Below are 17,664 nucleotides of genomic sequence, written 5' to 3'. Positions count from 1 at the left end.
TAGACAACAGCTATCCCCTTCTTTTCAGAAACTCGGTAGGACTCTCCCCAAACTGTTCCTTATAGCATTTCGTGAAATAGGAAGGTGACGAAAAGCCCACTTCATAGGCAATCTCCGCTACCGTCATGTCAGAGGAGGCAAGCAGTGAGGCAGCCTTTTTCAACCTCATCTGGCGCAGCAGCTCATTCGGCGAATAGTTGGTCAGCGATTTCAGCTTACGGTAAAGCTGCACACGGCTCATACCCATATTCCGTCCCAAATCCTCCACATTGAGTTCCGCATCTTTCATTCTCTCCTCGACAAGCGATTTGAAGCGGGAGACGAAACCCTTATCCAAATCACTGATGGTTTCCTTCTCAATAGTCTGGTTATCTCCGAAGAACTGCCTCAACTGACGGCGGTTTGCAATGAGATTGCGGACACGAGACAAGAGCAACTGCGAATTGAATGGTTTGGAAATATAAGAATCGGCACCGCCATCATAGCCCTGGATACGCTGTTCGTCCAGCGAGCAGGCCGTCAGCAGAATCACCGGGATATGGCATGTCTGTAACTCCCCCTTCAAGCGGCGGCAGCATTCCACACCATCCATACCGGGCATCATTACATCGGAGATAATCACATCCGGCACATACTTCATGGCCAGCCGGATACCCTCTGTCCCGTCCGCAGCATCCAATACACGGAACTCGTTCGACAGAAGAGACTTCACATAGTTGCGAATATCCGCATTATCGTCAATTACCAGCACAGTAGGACAATCAGCCTCAACCACCTCTTCGCATGCCTTCACTTCCGTATCTATCAGGGTGGACGACACGTCCTTCTCTTCGGCAGGCAACGTCACTATGGTGGGATGGTACTGCGAAACATCCTGCTGCGGGAAAGTAACGATGAAAGTAGTGCCTTTCTCGTCACTGCGTGCCGTAATGTTACCGCCATGCATCTCTACAAAGGCACGTACCAGCGCCAGTCCGATACCGGTACCGGCTTGATGCCCGTCCACTTGATAGAAGCGCTCGAAGATGGCTTCCACATCGGTCGAAGAAATGTAGCTGCCGGAATTGAAGACGGACAGACTGTAGTTCTGTTCCGACTTTAACAACCGTACGGTGATTTTCCCGTTCTCCGGCGTATACTTCACGGCATTGGAGAAGAGATTGAAGTAAATGCGCTCCATCTTCTCCGCATCTGCCATCATCCGGAAGTCCGTATCGGAAGATGCCTCAAAGCTGAAAGCAATATGTTTCTTCAGCAACGCCATGCGGAAAGAGTCGTTCCAGCCCCGGAAGCTGTCGAGCAAATCAAAAGGTTCGAGATGGAGCTCCATGCGCCCGTTCTCCACCTTCCGGAAATCAAGTATCTGGTTGACCAGGCGAAGCAGGATATGCACATTCTTTTTCATCAGCTCGAGGAGCTGGCGCGGCTGTCCGTCGAGGGTGCGGTTGGCAAGAAGCTGCTCTATGGGATCGGCTATCAGCGTCAGCGGAGTACGGAAATCGTGTGAAATATTCGTGAAGAACACCAGCTTGGCGTGCGTAGCCTCCTCCAGTTCATGGGAAAGCTGTTCCAACTGCGACTTCTGCACTTCCAACAGTTCCTTCTGCTGTATCAACTGAGTTTTCTGTTCTTCCAGTTTCTTTTTCTGCATGGACAGCTCACGGTTCAACCGGTTCTTGGCACGCAAGGAGAGGTAGACAGCCACCAACAAACCGACCAGCAACAATAGGGCAGACAGACTGCCGTACAAGACAACCTGCTGCGTGGCATAACTGGCCAAATACTGGTTTATCTTTCCGTTCAGGGTTTCTATCTTTCCATCCAGGGTGCCGATGTGGGCGGTCTGCATCTTCATGATGAGAGCATTGTCGCGGTCGACGACGGAAGTGCCCAGGATAGTTTCACGGGGGAAATCACGCTTGTTCAGGATATCCATGGCAATCTGCATCACGCGGTCGCCACCGGTAGGATATATAAACGTGGCATCCAGTTCGCCGGCAAGCACTTTCTCCACTCCATAGTCTTTGCCGGACAGGGCGTCTATGCCGATGAACCGCATATCCTTTTCCCGCCCCTCTCGGGCAGCGGCAGCATAGGCTCCGGCCGCCATACGGTCATTCTGAGCATACACCAGGTCGATATGCGGAAAGCGGCTCAGCAGGGTATCCATTTTCTCTCCGGCCTTGAGTTGCAACCAGGCACCGTCTTCAACGGCCAGCAACCGGATACCGGGATAAGCGGATATAGCCTTCACAAATCCCTGATGGCGGTCTACGGCAGGTGTGGAGCCCACCAAACCCGAGATTTCCACCACATCTCCCTGCTCGTGCAGCACATTGGCCACATACTCTCCCACAGCTTTCCCTATCTCGTAGTTGTCTGCACCAACGTAGGCCGTGTATTTGTCCGAAAGGATTTTACGGTCCACTACAATCACCGGAATGCCCCGGTTGTATGCCTCCTCCACAACCGGAGTTATCGGAGTGGCTTCATTAGGGGCCACAATCAGCAGATCCACCCCTTCGGCTATCAGCTCACGAATGTCTTTTGCCTGACGGTCATTATCGTCGACAGCAGTACGGATGTCCACCTCCACATCCTCGTAGAAATGGGCTTCACGGAGTATCTCACTGTTCATCTGGCGCCGCCATTCATCCTCGCTACATTGGGAAACGCCGATACGGAAACGTGCCTCGCGCCGGGAGCAGGCAACCGCCACTCCCCAAAGCACGAGCAAAAAGAATAAAATCCGAAGGTTATGCTGTCTCATCTTCACTTTCCTCTGATTTAAGATTGCAGATGAGCAAAGATAGCGAAAAATGTGAAAAGAATAAGAAAAATCTATGCCAGCCTTTCTTTCAAGGCGTCCGGCAATTCCGGCATGGCACCGCTCTGGGTACATACATAGGCAGAGACTTCCACCGCCAGTTTATGGGCATCGGGCACCTGCTTCCCGCTGAGAATGGCAGCGGTGAAGGCTGCCGTGAACGAGTCACCGGCTCCAACGGTGTCCGCCACCGGTACCTTGGGCGTCTCCTGGAAGGAAACCACTCCCGGAGTGAACACATAGCTGCCGTTCGTTCCACAAGTCAAGATAAGCATCTTCAGGTTATACTTGGCCAGCAGAATCCAGCATTTGTCCTGCAAGTCGATGCCCGGGTAGCCGAAAATACGGCTGATGGTCACCAGCTCCTCATCGTTTATCTTGAGGATGTTGCAGCGGCGCATGGATTCGCAGAGTATCTCTTTGGTATAGAACCCTTGGCGGAGATTGATGTCGAATATCTTCAGTTGTCCCTCCGCATCGGGCATCGTGTCGAGAAAGCGGTTGATGGTGATGCGGCTTGTTTCACTGCGTTGCGCCAAAGAGCCGAAACATACGGCACGCGTGTTCAGTGCCAGACGCTTCAGTTCGTCGGTAAAGGGAATGTTGTCCCAGGCCACGCCTTCTTTTATCTCATAGCACGGCACGCCCACGGCATCGAGCGTCACCTGCACCGTTCCCGTGGGGTAAGGCACGCGCTCAATCTGCGTGCGCAGCCCCTTCCGGGCGAACACATCCAGAATCTCGTCCCCATCCGCATCGGCACCTACGGCACTGACCACACGGCTGTCGAAACCAAACTGCGATGCATGGTAAGCAAAGTTTGCCGGAGCACCGCCTATCTTCTTTCCTTCGGGGAGGCAGTCCCACAGAGCCTCGCCCATACCTACTATTATCTTATTCATAATATTATATTGTTTAATGAATGATATATTTTATTCACGGCAAACTCAATGTCCTACCCGCTGCAAACCTAATAAAAAAGTTCCTAACTATAGAATGAAAAGTTGCCAATTATCTATTAAAAAGTCTCTAAGAACTAAGGATTATCTCTATCCCAAGGCTTGGGATAGACATCCGCAACCTTGGGACAGATATCCGCAGCCTTGGGATATGTGTCCGCAGCCTGCGAACAAAGATTACCGCTTCATACGCAGCATATAGAAGAACAAGTACACTACCCCTACCGTCATCACAGCCACGGCACCGCTTTGTCCTACAGCATCACTTGCCAAGCCCATTGCTATCGGAAATACCGTACCGCCGAAGAGCCCCATGATCATCAAGCCGGAAACCTCGTTCTTCTTTTGTGGCATAGCAAGCAACGCCTGAGAGAAGATAACCGGAAAGATGTTCGAATTGCCGAAACCGATAAGGGCAATGCAAATGTATATCATTGTCTTTTCATGGAAAACGAACAACCCTACCATCGCAGCCAACATACATAACACGCTGATGCCGAAGAAGGTTCGGGGAGCCATCTTCTGAAGAATGAAGGCGCCGAGAAAGCAACCCGCCGTGCGGAAGATGAAGTAAAGGCTGGTGGCAAAGCCGGCATCGGCCAGCGTCATGCCCAGACGCTCCATCAGGATTTTGGGCGCTGTGGTATTCGTACCTACATCAATGCCCACATGACACATGATGCCCAGGAAGCAGAGAAAGATAAACGGCTTGCCCAGCAGGGCGAGGCACTCCCCGAAGGTGGAAGGGCGTCCCTCTTCCTTTTCCTCGCGGATGGAAGTACCGCTCAGCCAGAGAATGGCAATCACCGCAATGACCATATAGACCGGGAACAGCACCCTCCAGCCCATGCCCAGAGACGGAATGGCCTGCGTAGCTCCCCACATGGCGATGTATGGAGCCAGAAACGAAGCAATGGCTTTTACAAACTGTCCGAAGGTGAGCGAACTTGCCAACCGCTCGCCGCTTACGATGTTGGAAAGCAACGGGTTGAGCGACGTTTGCATCAGCGCATTACCGATGCCCAGCAATGAGAACGAGAGCAGCATCAGCACGTAACCGTCTCCGAAAACCGGGAGAAGCAAAGAGGCAAACGTGATGACAAGACTGAGAAGCACCGTCTTCTTACGTCCGATGCGGTTCATCAGCATACCCGTAGGTACGGAGAAGATGAGGAACCAGAAGAACACCAGAGACGGGAATATGTTAGCTTGCGAGTCGGTCAGGTTCAAGTCGGCCTTCACGTAGTTGGAGGCGATGCCCACCAAATCCACAAAGCCCATGGCGAAGAAGCAAAGCATGACCGGAAAGAGCTTTGCCAAGGAATTCGTTTTTTGCATAATTATATCCTATTTTTTAAAATCCTAATCTGTAAATTCTGCAATTATTCACTTTGTAGCTTCCACCTTTTGCATAACAACTCATACGATTATATGGCTCATTAGGGAAAACCAAATTAGTCATAGCTACCTTACCACCATCAAGGAAAATCTCAACAGAACACTTATCAACAAATATATTTAAAGTATGGCTCATTGTTTTTACTATAGGCCCCCAAGTAGCAAGAGCAAAATCATCGATATAATTAATCGAAGTTTTCATACGTTTATCATGGGTTTCAAGTATATGAGATTGACTATTACGACCAAAATCAACAATACCACTCTTCGTGCGATCCATTACTAATCTACTTTCTAATAAATCTAAGTAAATATCAACCTCTTCACCTTTTTCATTAAATAGTTTAACCCCCATTATATTTGCTGTACCATTGACAAACTGCATTTCAATTTCATAGGCCCCACTATTCTCATTCAACAATGTATCCACATGATACTCGGTATCAACCATAAATGTAGATATCTCCCTCACTTCTTTACGTATATCACGTACTTCCTTTACTGGAGTTATTGATACATAAAATTCACCATCTTGTTCATACAACCCTAACTCACGAGGCAAGGCATTAGCACTACGAAACTGTTTTGTAGGAACGATGTTTGCATACTGCCAATTACTCATCCAAGGTATTGCAACAACCCTATCACAAGTATTTGAGAAACAAACTGTTGCATAATGGTCCTTTCCCCAATCCAGCCATTTTACTGTCTCTTTAGGACTATCACAGACAAACTTCGTCCCATCAAAATTGCCTACAAAATATTGCGTAGCACTTCCCCCAAAATAGCAACCAGGATTTACATTGACAATCATAACCCATTTCATATAATCCTTATTACCATTAACTGGTAATTGGACCATGTCTGGGCATTCAAATTGACGAGGTTGCACACCATATCCTTCTCCCCACGCACTAAGATATGTCCAATCCTTTAAATTGTACGAAGCATAAAAGCGCATTTCTTTATCAGCAGAAACAATCATAATCCATTTCTTTTCAGGATTATACCAAAAGACCTTGGGATCACGAAAATCTTTTATCCCATCAAAAGGAGTCAGAATAGGGTTCTTTTCATATTTAGTATAAGTATACCCATTATCTTTACTGTAAGCCATACACTGAATTTGCCCATTTTTTTCACTTGCAGAAGTATAAAAAGCAATAATAGCTCCTGCACCATAACCAGCTGTATTCTCTACATCTACAACAGAACTACCTGAAAATATATGTCCCAGAGAATCACGAGCAATCACCGGTGCTTTATGCTCCCAATGCATCAAATCTTTACTGACTGAGTGTCCCCAATGCATATTCCCCCAAACAGAGCCATAAGGATTATATTGAAAATAAAGATGATATTCTCCATCCTTATAGACCAATCCATTGGCATCATTCATCCAACCATACAAAGGTGTGTGATGGTAAATTGGACGAAAAGTTTCACGGTTAGTAGTATCAAAAGTATCAACCAGCTCTATAGCATCCCACGTAACAGCATTATTATAGAGTCCTTTCATACGAATCATAATAGTCTCTCCACTACCCTGCCGATAATTATCTAAATCAAGAGGAACAAAATAATCTATACTGTCAACTGCCATATGTACGTCTAAAGTCTGCATAATTTTATTCCCGTCCCCACTCTCTATTTGCAAAAGAGATTCATCTGCAGACTCTTGAATTGGAAGAAGCAATATTTTTGCTTGTCCTTCCACATAAATAATACTTTCCAACTCATTCATATGCTCCAATTGCATCTGAAAATGAGTAGCTTGTTTACAACCCCAAAAGAGTAAACAGCACAAACTTGCGAATAATGCTATACTCCATTTTACTGCCATCTGCCACTGTGTTAATAAATGTTTCATGTTTAATGGTATTATATTAATAAGGTTTTGCAAAGAAACAACAAAAAAAGAAGCCTGGACATAATTAATGTTGCAACTACTATAACAAATGTTACCTCAGTATTGTAGAACAATGCTGAGGTAACAAAATTCATAGTTTTTGAAACATATTTGACAAGCATTTCATTTTCTTAGCGCTATATTTGCCATTGTTATAAAATAAATAATATATTAAGTTAAACTCAAATTATTAAGACCATGAAAACATGTAAAGCAAAAAAAATGTATGGATTAGCTATAATGCTTTTTTCCATAATGCTTGTAAGTCCTACTTATGCGCAAAACGGTCCCAAAGGAACATTAAGGGTTGGAGCTGCAAAAGTGGACATTACTCCTAATCAAGATGAATTACCACCGAATTCTTTCGGTATCCTTGACCATATTCATAGCCGAGCTATTGTAATTGATAATAATCATACGAAAGCAGCATTGGTTACAGTAGATATAGGTGGTATCAGTGATGCTCAATGGAAGACTATAACAGAACGGGTTGAGACGGAAATTGGAATACCCCAAAATAATATAATGATTACAGCGTCACATACACATAGTGGAGCACGTTTAAAACCAGAAGTCTTGAATGAAAAAATATTCTCTTCCATTAAAGAAGCCACATCCAAACTACAACCTGCCCAAATAGGATATGGTAGTGGAGTTTCATATATCAATATCAATCGCAATATTTTTGATCAAGAACGTCACGGCTGGTGGGAAGGCCCCAACTATGAAGGGATATCAGATAAAACAGTTGCAGTCATCTGTTTCAAAACAATGGATAACAAACCCATCGCAGTATATTATAATTACGCAATGCATGCTGTTGCAGCAGGGCAGTTGGATATGATTAGTGGAGATGTACCAGGAACAACTTCCAAATACATAGAAGACACTTTTGATAATGAAATAATAGCAGTATGGTCAACCGGAGCCAGTGGTGACCAAAACCCGATTTACTTCAATCAGACGTATGAGTTACGAGATATCCGTATTAAGGAATATGCAAAAAGAGGCGAAGATATCTCAAATGCAATGCCTCCAGGAGGCACAGGGCTTGACCGGAACAACCCTCAAGTAGCAAAACTAATGCAACAACAGAAAGATATCATCATATCTATGGGGCAAATGTTAGGAGAAGAAGTTCAACATGTTATGCGTAATATCAAACGTTATGAAACAGTTATTCCAATTAATACGGGAAGCAAAATTATAACTTGTCCAGGACGTAACCGATTAAATAAAGGAAGAGCTGGCTACGAAGGCAAATATGAAGATGCAGACCCGATTGAGCTCCGTCTCGGTCTAATTATGCTAGACAATATACCTATTACATCTGTTAATGCAGAAATATTTAATTATATAGCAGTCAGATTGAAAAATGAATCTCCATATACACGCACAATGATGGCAACAATAACAAATGGAACAGCACGTTCTGGATATATACCTAATGATGCAGCTTATGGTTTTCAGACATTTGAAGTACTTTCTTCCAGATTAAAACCCGGATATGCAGAAAGCGCCATTGTCAATGGACTACTTGATTTAATCAATGAAGCCACTCATTAAAAAAAGCTGGGCTATCCTTATAAAAAGGACAGCCCACATAACAAACTTTTGATTAACTAGAAAATGTGATTATGAAAACACATATATTTACCCAAAAATTCATATGGATAACATTTTTATTCATACTTTATTCCAATTCCATATTAGCTCAACAAATCAGTGTGACAGGAACTGTTATTGGAACAGATGATGAGCCTATTATAGGTGTTAGCATATTAGTTAAGGGAACCACCCAAGGAGTTATCACCGACCTTAATGGAAATTACACAATCAACACAAACAGTGATGCTACTCTTGTTTTTTCTTACGTAGGTTGCATAACCCAAGAAGTAGCTATCGCTGGTAGAAAAAAAATTAATATAACCCTCGTGGAAGACAGTAAAGCTCTGGATGAAGTAGTAGTTATCGGTTATGCTGTCGGTAATAAACGATCTGTATCAGGAGCAGTAGATCGTGTTACGGCAAAAGATATGAATCTTGGTTATATTGCTACTCCTATTGATGCCATCAGAGGCAAAGTTCCTGGTATGGTTATTTCTCAAGACGGTGGGAATGTTAATGCTGAACCGACTGTCCGCATTCGTGGAACATCTTCTTTATCAGGAGGTAATGATCCATTAGTAATCATAGATGGAGTCTTCGGATCCCTAGAGATGTTAAATACAATTGCAGCCCAAGATATTGAAGAAGTTACAGTTTTAAAAGACGCTTCTGAAACAGCCCAATATGGTTCACGCGGTGCAGCAGGCGTAATTGTTGTAACTACAGCTAAAGGAAAAGAAGGAGTTTCCAATATCACATATAATGGCCAATTCGGTATCAGCCATGCATATAAACAATTACAAATGTTATCACCTGACGAATGGAGGCATGTCAATCAAACTTTATTTTCTGGAGTAGGAAAAGATTTAGGTGCAAGTACCAACTGGATGGATTGGGTACAAAATTCTGTATATACCCAAAATAATCATACAGTCTCTCTTACACAAGCAACAAAAAAAGGAAGCATGCGTGCCACATTTGGTATAAATGACAGAACCGGATCAGTACGTAATACTGGTAATACCACGTATTACGGACGTTTCAACTCAAACTTACATGGTCTAAATAATAAATTGAGTCTTGAATTTAATTTATCTGCTATTTACCGTGAATCCAAGCCAGGTTCCAATGTTTGGTCAAGCGCTGCCGTTTATAATCCAACATATCCATCTGAAAGAAATCCAGAAACTGGTATATGGGACATTGACAACAATGTTTCATCAATGGTTGTACATCCAGGAGAAATAATGGAATACGATTTGAAAAATGAAAGCACACGCATTAATGCCAGTGCAAGAGCAACATATAAGATAATCGATGGATTATCATTAAGCGCTTTTGGCTCATTTATGTATGTAAACGCAAATAATAAAGCATATTACCCCAATGATGTATATGCTTATAGAGGTAATCGTGGACGTGCTCAGGTCAGCAATCGACATGGCAAAGATTGGATGGGTAATATACAAGCAAATTACTCAAAAGAATTTAACAAACATGCAATTAATGCTTTAGCTCTAGTAGAAGGTCAATCCTACTATACATTCAATAGTTCTGTATATACAGAAGGGTTTGATACCAACTACTTTAAATATAATAATCTTGCAGCCGGTGCCCTATTAAGTTATGGAAATGCATCATCAGGGGCTCAAAAGAACACACTTTTATCTTATATGGCACGCCTCAACTACATGTTTGACAATAAATATGTAATAACAGTGAATGCACGTACAGATGGTTCATCTAAACTTGGAGCTAACCATAAATGGGGATTTTTCCCTTCCGCATCTGCCGCATGGATTATCAGTAATGAAGAATTCATGAAAAAGCAAAAAATATTTTCTACACTTAAACTACGTGCCGGTTATGGAGTTACAGGTAATCAAGATGCTATTTCACCACTCAACTCTTTACAAGTCTTATCTCCAAATGGAATTTCATCTTACAACAATCAGTCAGTAGTAACTTATGCTGTAGCTTCCAATGCTAATCCCGATTTAAAATGGGAAACAAAATATACTTTTGATATTGGATTGGACTTTACAATGTTCAATGGTCGTTTACGTGGAACGATGGATTACTTCCATTCAACAACTAAAGATTTACTGTATACATATAATGTATCTGTTCCGCCATTTACATACCCCACCTTACTTGCCAATATGGGAGAAATGGTTAATAAAGGATTTGAATTTTCCATTTCAGGAGAAGTAATCAAAAATAAAAAATGGGGACTCAATTTATCAGGTAATGTATCATTCTTAAAAAATAAATTAATATCACTTTCAGGAGCATATAATGGTGAAGCATTAACTACCACAGACTGGGTAGTAGTATCAAGTGCAGGTGGTTCAGGGCTTACCGCAAACACAGCTGTTACTTATATGGCAGAAGGTTATCCCGTTGGTATTTTCCGTTTACCAGTACACGATGGCTTCAATCAAGCTTCAGATGGAAAGAAAACATATAAATTTAAAGATCTAGACGGTGATGGAACCATTGACCACTCAGATTCTGGAGATAGAGAGATACTTGGTCAAGTTGTACCAAAAGTCAACATGAATCTTAATGCACAGTTACGATATAAGCAATTCGACCTGTCTGTCCAATTCAATGGCGCATTTGGACATAAAATTTATAACGCAACCCATCTTAATTATAATAACTTAAACTTATTTCCTTCATATAATGTACTTAAGACAGCCCCTGACTTAGGTATCTATGATATTGTACATACTTCATATTGGCTTGAAAAAGGAGATTATGTAAACATTGAATATATAACATTGGGATACAACATTCCCACCAAAGTATTCAAAGTCTTTTCCAATGCTCGCATAGCACTTTCATGTAATAATGTAGCTACCATTACTGGTTATTCCGGACTAACTCCAATGATTAACTCAGCAAGTTTTCAAGGTGGAGTTGATTCTCGTAATATCTATCCTATTAATAGAACATATACTATTCAGTTAATTCTTAGTTTCTAAACATAAAAATAGAAAGCCATGAAGAAAAAAATATTAGGTTTAGTGACAATAGCAATACTATTACTAAGCAGTTGTTCTGATTTTCTTGACGAAGTTGCCTATGACAAATTCCAAAAAGAGGACGCATTAAGTAATCCCACATTAGTATATATCAATTCTGTTGCTGCTATATATTCAGGAATGGGATTACAAGGAACCTGCTTTGAGTTTCGTACATACCCTTACTCCTTTTTATCAGAATTCACATCGGATTTAGCAATGTTGCCCGGTCGTCAAGGTGACTGGGTAGATGGCGGTTTCCATCAGAATGCTTTCTTACACAGTTGGTCACCATCTTATGCGGCATTTTTAGCAACTTGGAATGACATTTACAAACAGATTAGTTTATGTAATTCTGCTTATGAAGACTTACAAGATATGATAGATAAGGGAGGAGAAGATTATCTCAAAGACTATCAATATGAAATTAGAGCTTGTAGAGCATTTTATTATTATCATGCAATAAATCTTTTTGGCAGGGTACCTATTATAGTTTCCTCAGATACCAAAGTGGCAGACGTAAAGCAACCAAATCGTACTCAAGTTTATGATTTTTTACGTGATGAATTAACCGATATCATACCACACCTACCTGAAGCAAAGTCCGCAGATTCAAACAGCCAATACTATGGGCGTATCACAAAGGCTGTCGGTTATATGATGATGGCAAAACTAGCTATCAATGCACCAATCTTTTCAAAAGAAGATTGGAACGATGGCTCCTTCACTGGAGGAATTAACGCAGTAGAATCCTATATTACAAATGCCGGAAAGAATATAACAATCACTCTTGAAGGAACTACACGTAACGCCTGGGAAACTGTTATATACTGCAAACAACGTATTAAAGAATTAGGATATGCACTAGCTGATAACTTTAAATCTAATTTCCTTGTAGGCAACGAAGGTTCTATTGAAAATATTTTTATTCGTCCTAATGATACAGACACTTACCGCCTTAGTCAAAATTTACATTGGTACTCATTGCATTATGCACATTCTGCTGCTATGGGATTTAATGGTGGGAACGGTCCAATAGCAACAATAGAAGCTGTTAAAATATTTGGTGCGACCTATGACGAAGCGACAGAAACTGCTGACTATTCAGCAACAGATCCACGTTGGGACATGAGCTTTTTCTATGGAGATGTGTATGTTGACGGAAAAAGAATTGCCTCACAAGTTTCCGAATCTTATAATCCTTATGGAACCTATTTACCATTCCAAGCCCGTATTGATTATGACGTAACTTCATACTCTGACCCTAAAGGATTATATATAGTGAAATGGGCTGGAGCTAGAGTAAAAAAACTGGAGCTTGATAAAACCGACAAAAACACAATGTGGGCTCATTATACTAATGCAGATTTTGTGGTATACCGATATGCGGATGCGCTACTACTCGCAGCAGAAGCACAATATCGTCTAGGGAATATTTCAGAAGCACTTACACTGGTAAATGAAGTTCGTAATCGGGTGAATGCCCAACCAAGAGAAACCCTTACATTACAAGACTTACTTGATGAACGTGCTCTTGAATTAATGTGGGAGCCTGTTCGGAGAGAAGATCAAATCCGTTTTGGTACCTACACTGAGGCTACAGATGATAAGTATCCAGGCGTACCGCATGCCAATTCTGCAGGAGACTGGGTATACGATGCCAACGGATACACAACAGTATTTCCAATTCCTATCGATGTACTCAACTTAAATAAAAATCTTACGCAGAACCCCGGATATTAATAATACTCCTCTCATGCAACAGTAAATATAAGAGTCGTGCTAGAATCAATCCTACACGACTCTTTAATACAGATATTTTAAGGATTTATATATAATGCCAATTTACTCAAAAAAGTCATTAATGCCTCACCATTTATCTATTAGTAAACAATAATAACCTCAGGAAAATAAATCTATACTTCTCAAAAAACAAACTGTTCCGCACACCGATATCCTTCTTCATAAAGCTCCGTCAGCTTCTTGATGTCACGCTCGATGCGGTCTACCACTACCGGCTTCTGTGGACGGATCACAACGATTTCCCCGGCGGCTTCCATCCGTTCCACCTGCTCCAACTGTTGATTATAGACAATACTGCGGCGGTTGATGGCTTCACGCAATAGCGGATATTTCTTATATATAAAAGGTGGAACCTTCGTTCCCTGAATTTCCTTACGGTACCCATGATTGCGCGTCAACACCACTACATTATTGGTAAATCCATCCTGACGGGCACGCATCAAAGGGATACTGTCCACAATACCTCCATCCAGCATAGGGATGTTGTCCACGTAGGTAATGGGACAGACAAACGGCAGACTGCTCGAAGCACGCACAATATCAATGACGCGCTCTTTACTCCGCTTCTCCTCAAAATAGTTCGCTTCGCCCGTCTCGCAGTTGGTAGTTACCATCACATAACGTTCGGGACAATGAAAGTATGCCTCGTAGTCGTAGGGAAGTATGTGTTCCGGAAACTCCTGGAACAACAAGTCGAAATCCATGATATTCCGCTTCTTCAACAGATACTTCAATCCGATGTAATTGTATTTTTCCAGCAAGTCGATATTGCTGTACTTGGCACGCCCGCGCTGACCGGACATATAGGAAAGTCCGTTGCAGGCTCCGGCACTGACGCCGATGGTATAGGGAAAGCGAATGCCACGATCCATAAAGCTGTCGAGCACACCGCAAGTGAAGACGCCGCGCATACCGCCGCCCTCCAAAACAAGACCGCTATGGTCGTCGATACGTATTATTTTCTCCATAAGTGTCGGAATTAACGCTTCAAAGATAGCTTTTGTTTACGATATTCTACCTATATTTGCAGTTGCAACAATAAATCTATAACATTTTAATTATGATGAAGAAATCAATACTGATGGCTGCATTGGGTTTATTAAGTTTAAACACAATAGCACAAGACACTCCGAAAGAGGAAGGTTTCATCTTTACGACCGTAAAAGAAAATCCTATCACTTCTGTTAAGAACCAGAACCGTGCCGGTACATGCTGGTGCTATTCCGGACTGGCATTCATCGAATCCGAACTGCTCCGCATGGGCAAAGGCGAATACGACTTTTCTGAAATGTTTATCGTACACAACACCTATCTGGACCGTGCCGACAAGGCAGTGCGTACACATGGTGACGTTTCGTTCTCACAAGGCGGTTCGTTCTACGATGTAATTTATGGTATGAAAACTTTTGGTCTGGTGCCCGAAGAGGATATGCGTCCGGGCGTTATGTATGGCGACACGCTGAGCAACCACACCGAATTGACAGCCGTATCTGATGCCGTAGTGGCAGCCATTGCCAAGGGAAAACACCGCAGCCTGCAAACAGACCAAGACAAGAACCCGCTCTGGAAGAAAGCCATTACCGCTATCCACGATATTTATCTGGGCGAACGTCCCGAGAAGTTCACCTACAAAGGCAAGGAATATACTCCGAAGTCTTTCTATGAATCTACCGGACTGAATGCAGATGACTATATCTCACTGACTTCCTATACCCACCATCCCTTCTACCAGCCGTTCGTCCTGGAAATACAAGACAACTGGCGTTGGGCTTCTTCCTACAACTTGCCTATTGACGAGTTGATGGAAGTGTTTGACAACGCTATCAATAAGGGTTACACCATTGCATGGGGTAGTGACGTAAGCGAACAAGGCTTCACACGCGACGGTATAGCCGTAATGCCCGATGCAGAAAAGGTGCAAGAACTGAGCGGTTCGGACATGGCACACTGGCTGAAAATGAAACCCGAAGAAAAGAAACTGAACAGCAAGCCTCAACCGCAGAAGTGGTGCACACAAGAAGAGCGCCAGCTGGCATACGACAACTGGGAAACTACTGACGACCACGGTATGCTGATTTACGGTATAGCCAAAGACCAGGAAGGCAACGAATACTATATGGTAAAGAACTCTTGGGGTGAAGCCGGAAAGTACAAAGGACTGTGGTATGCTTCCAAAGCTTTCGTGCGCTATAAAACAATGAACATCATTGTGCACAAGGATGCACTGCCTAAGGATATTGCCAAGAAACTGGGTATTAAATAAATAAAAGAAGGAGATGCAGTTTGATGCATCTCCTTTTTCAATTCTTACCAAATCCTACAGATATCTTCCACAATCTGCGGAACCGTCAACCGGTTCTTCTTCAACTGCTCCTCCACATCGTAACGGTCGATAAACTCTTTCTTCACACCATAGTTCAGTACCTTCATATCCGACGGACCGTAATAACGGGCAATCTTCTCGCCAAAGCCACCGTCCAGCACTCCGTCCTCAAGAGTAATGACCAGTGTATGGTCGCGCTTCAGGTCATCGAGCAAAGCCTCGTCCACACCCGTGATGTAGCGAGGATTGACAAGCGTGGCATCCACTCCTTTCTCTTCCTTCAACCGGGCAGCCACGGCTTCGCCCAACTGATAGAAAGAGCCCAGTCCCAATATGGCGACCTTCTCTCCACGATGGGACACCTCATAACGGTTCAGCGTCTTGCCGTAATCCTTCTCCGGTTCTACATTCCTGCGGACAACCCCATTGGCCGGCACGCGAATGGCAACCGGATGTTCCGTTTGACGGATGCCCCACTCCAGCATTGCCATATACTCCTCACGACAAGTAGGTGCCAGATAAACCATATTCGGAATATTACCGATGACCGGAATATCAAAAAGACAAAGATGGGTAACATCATTCATACTCGATAAGCTTCCCCAGAAGACAAGAATCAGTGCAGGATTATTGTTGATGCAAAGATCCTGGGACAACTGGTCGTAGGCGCGCTGGATAAAGGTGCTGTAGACCCCGAATACCGGTTTTCCACCTCCGGCAGCAATGGCAGAAGCCATGGCAACAGCCTGCTCTTCGGCAATGCCCATATCGATGAACTGCCGCCCTGCCTCCTTGCGGCGCTCCGGTGTAAAGCCAAATACCGTAGGTGTACCTGCGGTGATGCCCACCACAGTCGGGTCTTTCTTCATCTCCTGCAACAAATAACCGGCGGTAAGGTCGGCATAGTCTTCACCCTCTCCAGACTCACCGGTCAGATTGCCGGTTTCAAGGTCGAACGGAACACTGTAATGGAAACGTTCTTTTTGCTCTTCTGCCAATTTGTATCCCTTACCTTTCAAGGTATTGATATGTACCACAACCGGATGCTTCTTGTCCTTCACTTCACGGAAAGCCTCTATCAATTGCTCCACGTCATTGCCATCCTTCACATAGAGATAATCATATCCCATTGCCTTAAAATAGTTGCAGGGAGCCTGCCCCTCCGTTTCGCGTAACTGTTGCAGATTGCGGTATAGCCCGCCATGATTCTCGGCAATGGACATCTGGTTATCGTTGACAATGACGATGAAGTTCGTGCCCAGTTCGGCACCTACATTCAATCCTTCGAAGGCTTCACCTCCACTCAACGAGCCATCGCCGATGACGGCAATCACATTACCCGCCTCCCCCTTCAGGTCACGCGCCTTGGCAAGTCCGCTTGCCAGACTGACGGAGGTAGAGGTATGCCCAATGACGAAGAAGTCGTGCTCGCTTTCCGACGGTTCGGAATATCCGGAGACTTCGTCATACTCGTCCGCATTCATAAACGCTGCCCGGCGGCCTGTCAATATCTTATGGGTATAACTTTGGTGAGACACGTCATAGACTATCTTGTCCGTTGGTGAATCGAACACGTAATGCAGGGCTATGGTGGCTTCTACCATTCCCAGGTTGGGACCTACGTGTCCTCCGTGGGAGCTTAACTTGTTTAACAACACCTGGCGGATTTCTCCACCCAATCCGTTCATTTCGCTGACTGATAACTTTTTCACGTCAGCAGGGGAATTTACTTTTTCAATATACATATTCTATAATAACATTTAAGTAGCAATGCTTGTTTATCCGATGCTGCCCGTTATGCAGACCTC

Annotated in this window: 10 protein-coding genes; 4 read left to right on the top strand and 6 right to left on the bottom strand. The window is 43.6% G+C overall.

What is annotated here, in order from left to right; all coding sequences use genetic code 11:
• Positions 1 to 10: 10 nt before the first annotated feature.
• From DXD65_RS05915 to DXD65_RS05895, 4 genes are all read right to left on the bottom strand, one after another.
• Entirely contained in the window at positions 11 to 2,770 is a 2,760-nt protein-coding gene (locus DXD65_RS05915) for a substrate-binding domain-containing protein (RefSeq protein WP_117887414.1), read from the bottom strand.
• Between the two features lie 71 nt (positions 2,771 to 2,841).
• Complete coding sequence (locus tag DXD65_RS05910; RefSeq protein WP_005835617.1) at positions 2,842 to 3,729, bottom strand: carbohydrate kinase family protein; 888 nt, start codon at positions 3,727 to 3,729, stop codon at positions 2,842 to 2,844.
• Positions 3,730 to 3,963: 234 nt separating this feature from the next.
• Complete coding sequence (locus tag DXD65_RS05900) at positions 3,964 to 5,124, bottom strand: MFS transporter (protein WP_022401570.1); 1,161 nt, start codon at positions 5,122 to 5,124, stop codon at positions 3,964 to 3,966.
• Positions 5,125 to 5,140: 16 nt separating this feature from the next.
• A complete protein-coding gene (locus DXD65_RS05895; RefSeq protein WP_229075267.1) occupies positions 5,141 to 7,054 on the bottom strand; it encodes a GH32 C-terminal domain-containing protein in 1,914 nt (637 codons plus the stop codon).
• Positions 7,055 to 7,291: 237 nt separating this feature from the next.
• On the opposite strand from DXD65_RS05895, the gene DXD65_RS05890 reads away from it, so the two are divergent.
• From DXD65_RS05890 to DXD65_RS05880, 3 genes are all read left to right on the top strand, one after another.
• The gene (locus DXD65_RS05890) at positions 7,292 to 8,659 is read left to right on the top strand and encodes a neutral/alkaline non-lysosomal ceramidase N-terminal domain-containing protein (protein WP_022401572.1); all 1,368 of its coding nucleotides are present in this window, start codon (positions 7,292 to 7,294) and stop codon (positions 8,657 to 8,659) included.
• A 71-nt stretch (positions 8,660 to 8,730) separates the two neighbouring features.
• Positions 8,731 to 11,691, top strand: coding sequence for a SusC/RagA family TonB-linked outer membrane protein (locus DXD65_RS05885; RefSeq protein ID WP_009036545.1), 2,961 nt, complete (start codon positions 8,731 to 8,733; stop codon positions 11,689 to 11,691).
• An 18-nt stretch (positions 11,692 to 11,709) separates the two neighbouring features.
• On the top strand, positions 11,710 to 13,473 hold the full coding sequence (locus DXD65_RS05880; RefSeq protein WP_022401574.1) for a RagB/SusD family nutrient uptake outer membrane protein: 1,764 nt from the start codon (positions 11,710 to 11,712) through the stop codon (positions 13,471 to 13,473).
• Positions 13,474 to 13,655: 182 nt separating this feature from the next.
• On the opposite strand, the gene DXD65_RS05875 is transcribed toward DXD65_RS05880, so the two are convergent.
• The gene (locus DXD65_RS05875) at positions 13,656 to 14,501 is read right to left on the bottom strand and encodes a patatin family protein (RefSeq protein WP_009036543.1); all 846 of its coding nucleotides are present in this window, start codon (positions 14,499 to 14,501) and stop codon (positions 13,656 to 13,658) included.
• Positions 14,502 to 14,596: 95 nt separating this feature from the next.
• Here DXD65_RS05875 and DXD65_RS05870 point away from each other — a divergent pair, with 95 nt between their 5' ends.
• Positions 14,597 to 15,796 (top strand): aminopeptidase C, encoded by a 1,200-nt coding sequence (locus DXD65_RS05870; protein WP_117887473.1) that lies wholly within the window; start codon positions 14,597 to 14,599, stop codon positions 15,794 to 15,796.
• A 44-nt stretch (positions 15,797 to 15,840) separates the two neighbouring features.
• Here DXD65_RS05870 and DXD65_RS05865 read toward each other — a convergent pair whose 3' ends face one another.
• A complete protein-coding gene (locus tag DXD65_RS05865; protein WP_005826266.1) occupies positions 15,841 to 17,601 on the bottom strand; it encodes a 1-deoxy-D-xylulose-5-phosphate synthase in 1,761 nt (586 codons plus the stop codon).
• Between the last annotated feature and the right edge of the window lie 63 nt (positions 17,602 to 17,664).

The sequence above is a fragment of the Bacteroides sp. 4_1_36 genome (genome assembly GCF_003466325.1).
GTDB classification, from domain to species: Bacteria; Bacteroidota; Bacteroidia; order Bacteroidales; family Bacteroidaceae; genus Bacteroides; species Bacteroides uniformis.
Note: the sequence above shows the minus strand (reverse complement) of the source record. Positions and strands in the feature narration are given on the sequence as shown.